Origin of the sequence: Micromonospora foliorum, from assembly GCF_022229015.1 — a bacterium.
GTDB classification, from domain to species: Bacteria; Actinomycetota; Actinomycetes; order Mycobacteriales; family Micromonosporaceae; genus Micromonospora; species Micromonospora foliorum.
This window is the reverse complement of record NZ_JAKKFF010000165.1, coordinates 1-3,065: the sequence shown is the minus strand read 5'-3', so window position 1 is coordinate 3,065 and position 3,065 is coordinate 1. Positions and strand designations below refer to the sequence as shown.

Sequence of the window (3,065 nt, the reverse complement as noted above, 5' to 3'; positions counted from 1 at the left end):
TCCCCGCCGTTGATCAAGAGGTTTCGGTCACCGGGGCAGCGTTTTCTGACCGAAAGCTCTTGATCAACGAGCTGGGATGGGGTCAGTAGGGGTTGCCCTGGCCTGGGGGGCGGGCGTGGAGGAGCGCGGCGGGGCGGCCGGGCAGGTTCCGTGCGCCGGACATCGGCGGGCTTGCCGTGTGGTCGCCGTCGGCCATTCCGGCGAAGAGTTCCTTGAGCGCCGTCAGCGCACTGATCTTGGGGTGCCAGCCGAGCTCGGTCTCCGCGCGCTCACTGGACATCAGCGGGGCGTTCAGAGCCAGCTCCACCCAGCCCACGTCGACCGGTTGCAGCCGCGCCCGCCAGGTCAGCGCCGCCGCCGCCCGCAGCACCGGCGCGGCGACCGGCACCGTCCAACCGTGGAAGTGCCGGGCCACCAGCTCCGGAGTGAGCACCGGGTCCGCGGCGACATTGAAGGCGCCGCGCGCATCACCCAGCACCGCCCGGGCGTACGCGTCAGCCACGTCATCGGCGTGCACCGCCTGCATCCGCAACCGGCGGTTCGTCGGCACCAGCGGGATCCGGCCGAAGCGCAGCAGCCGCACCGGTGCCAGCGGGCCGAGGAAGTATCGGGTGATCTCCGCACCGGCAGCCCGCTGGAAGATCAACCCGGGGCGCATGCGTACCACCCGCAGCGCCGGGTGATCCCGTTCGATCCCGTCCAGCAGCGCCTCCACCTCCGCCTTGTGCTCGCTGTACGACGAGCCGGGCACACCGGTGGCCGGCCACCGCTCGCTGATCGGGTGGTCTTTCGGGCCGGGCGCGTAGGTGCCGATCGACGAGGCGTACACCAGGGCCGGCACACCGGCCTGGACCACCGCGTTGATCACCGCCCGGCTGCCCTCGACGTTGGTCCGGCGCAGGACCCGCTGGTCGTGGCTGGGCTGGATCTGCCAGGCCAGGTGCACCACCGCGTCAGCGCCTGCGAACACCTCGGCGAGCTGTCCGGCCGCGCCCAGCGCGCCGATGTCGCAGGAGTGCCACTCCACCTGGTCGTACGGCTCGCCGGCATCCGGGCCGGGCAACCGTCGAACGACCCCGGCCAGGTCCACGCCCCGCTCCCGGCGCAGCCGCCGCAGCAGCGCCGTGCCGACGTTGCCGCTCGCCCCCACCACCACGATCCGCATGCCCGACCCCGTACCCGCCCAGCCGCAGCTCAACCACCCACCAGCGTGCGGTCCACGGCCCGCCGCTTGATCCACTCGACTCCCTGAAAGTCGGGGTATCCGAACGCGCCGGACCACCCGACTTCCGGGACCCCGAGCCGATCAAGGACGAGGGGACTCCCGTACCCAGCCGTGCTTCTCCTTGCCCCGCCGGCCGGTCGTGGCGGCCAGGCAGCGGGGGCAGATCCAGCCCACCGCGTCCGCCTCGGTGAGCACGTCGGTGCCCGAGTAGTCGAAGGGCACGTGCGGGAAGCGACGCAGTCGGGTCCGGCTCAGTGCCAGGCCACAGACCGTCTGGTTCTGGCCGGGCAGCCAGGCATGGACCTCTCCACCCGGCTGGCGTACGCCATCGCGCCCGACCTCCTCCCCGGAGGCCGCCACGGCCGGCGAGCGGTTTGCTGTCATGCCGGTCCTGGTTCCCCACCGGCCCCCACCCATGCGCCGCCGCGCGAGGTCCCTCGATTCACGTCCGATCACCGACCCAGCGCCCCCACCCTCGACCGTGCCGCCGACAGGTGATGATCAAATGAGGGAGAGCCGGCCAGCCGCAGCCATCGACGGCGGGCCGGAAGCCGAGAGTCGTCGACGCTCACCGTCGGGTAACCTGAGCGCGCGGGCCGCTAGCTCAATGGCAGAGCTGTGGACTTTTAATCCATAGGTTCAGGGTTCGAGTCCCTGGCGGCCCACTCTCCACCCCTTATGAGCTGCGCAAACGCCAGGCAAAGATCATCGGGCACAACCAGGGCACAAACTAGATCCGATCTTGGCCGGTGGAGGGTTCCCGCCGCTTGCCGCCTGCCTGCCGCAGGAGGTTGCCCACCAGGCCGCGCGGACGGTCCTTCTTCGGCAGCCAGTGGACGTAGGTTTCCAGCGTGATCCGCAGGTTGGCGTGCTGTAGCGCCTTCTGCACCTCCTGCGGCTCGCCAGGTCGAAGCGGTCGATGCCATCCGGTCCTTTGAGCCCTCGACGCACTGGACGGTTGTATCGCTGTGGTGCCCCCCGAAGGGTAGCGGAGGAGCGTGCCCGAGCCCGGGGCACGGGAGACCTAGAGGACCGCATGAGGGCGTGGATCAGACTCAGTCACTCAACGACGCCGATCTCTTCATCGACACTGCGGCCCACACCCCGGATCAAGCGGCACTGCGGATTCACCAGGCAGTGACGCTATGGAGAGCAACGTGAACGTTGACAAGAGCCCAGCCGTGCGGGAGTACGCAGGCTTGATCTGGATCGACGACAAGCCCGCCACTCGTCTGCGGATTCTTGCCAGGTCCCTCGATGAGGCGGAGTCTCACGTTATCGAGGAGTACGGAGAAGGGCACATCATCTCCATCTGGAACGAGAAAGATGCGACGAGCGCGCGATAGCGCAGCGCACCTCGGAATCGTGCCAAGCCCGAGACCGGCACGCGACCTCCACCAGCACCGGGCGCGCCGTGTCACGCACCATGTGAAACCACCGCGTAACGCATCAAGCGGAGTCAGACAGCCGGCTGCCGGCGATGTTGTGCAAAGTTTCTGTACGTCTTCAAGGCGGCCCTGAACGGGCCGCACGCGCCGCCGCCTGGGCGCGCGTCCGTCGCTCCGCTGGCGCTCCGACTCCGGCCACGCAACACGCCCGGCGGCTGGCGCGGAAGCAAGGGCCGCCGCAGAACTACAGGCGGTTCATCGGTGTAGAAGTGGGCCGGCACCCGGCCGGTAGCCTACGCCGACAGGTGCGCCAACTGCGCCCCCGAAACCGTTCCGTTACTGGCTGTGACTATCACTAGCTTGGCCAGCAGCCCTAGCGGCAGTCGTCCGCCCGGGCTCCCGTATCTTTGCGCTTTCGTCACTGTTTCTTCTTCTTTACGTTTACATTCTTT

The 3,065-nt window shown here is 68.9% G+C and carries 4 protein-coding genes and 1 tRNA gene; 2 read left to right on the top strand and 3 right to left on the bottom strand.

The features are described from left to right. Positions 1–82: 82 nt before the first annotated feature. Positions 83–1,165 (bottom strand): NAD-dependent epimerase/dehydratase family protein, encoded by a 1,083-nt coding sequence (locus tag PSH25_RS13835; protein ID WP_238659484.1) that lies wholly within the window; start codon positions 1,163–1,165, stop codon positions 83–85. Between the two features lie 141 nt (positions 1,166–1,306). Further along, positions 1,307–1,609, bottom strand: a complete 303-nt coding sequence (locus tag PSH25_RS13830) for a hypothetical protein (protein WP_238659483.1) — start codon at positions 1,607–1,609, stop codon at positions 1,307–1,309. A 209-nt stretch (positions 1,610–1,818) separates the two neighbouring features. On the opposite strand from PSH25_RS13830, the gene PSH25_RS13825 reads away from it, so the two are divergent. Continuing rightward, positions 1,819–1,890 (top strand) — tRNA-Lys (locus PSH25_RS13825). 65 nt (positions 1,891–1,955) lie between these two features. Here the strand turns inward: PSH25_RS13825 and PSH25_RS13820 are convergent. Next, on the bottom strand, positions 1,956–2,114 hold the full coding sequence (locus tag PSH25_RS13820; protein WP_238659482.1) for a hypothetical protein: 159 nt from the start codon (positions 2,112–2,114) through the stop codon (positions 1,956–1,958). Between the two features lie 256 nt (positions 2,115–2,370). Here PSH25_RS13820 and PSH25_RS13815 point away from each other — a divergent pair, with 256 nt between their 5' ends. Next, positions 2,371–2,571, top strand: a complete 201-nt coding sequence (locus PSH25_RS13815; RefSeq protein WP_238659481.1) for a hypothetical protein — start codon at positions 2,371–2,373, stop codon at positions 2,569–2,571. Positions 2,572–3,065 lie beyond the last annotated feature (494 nt).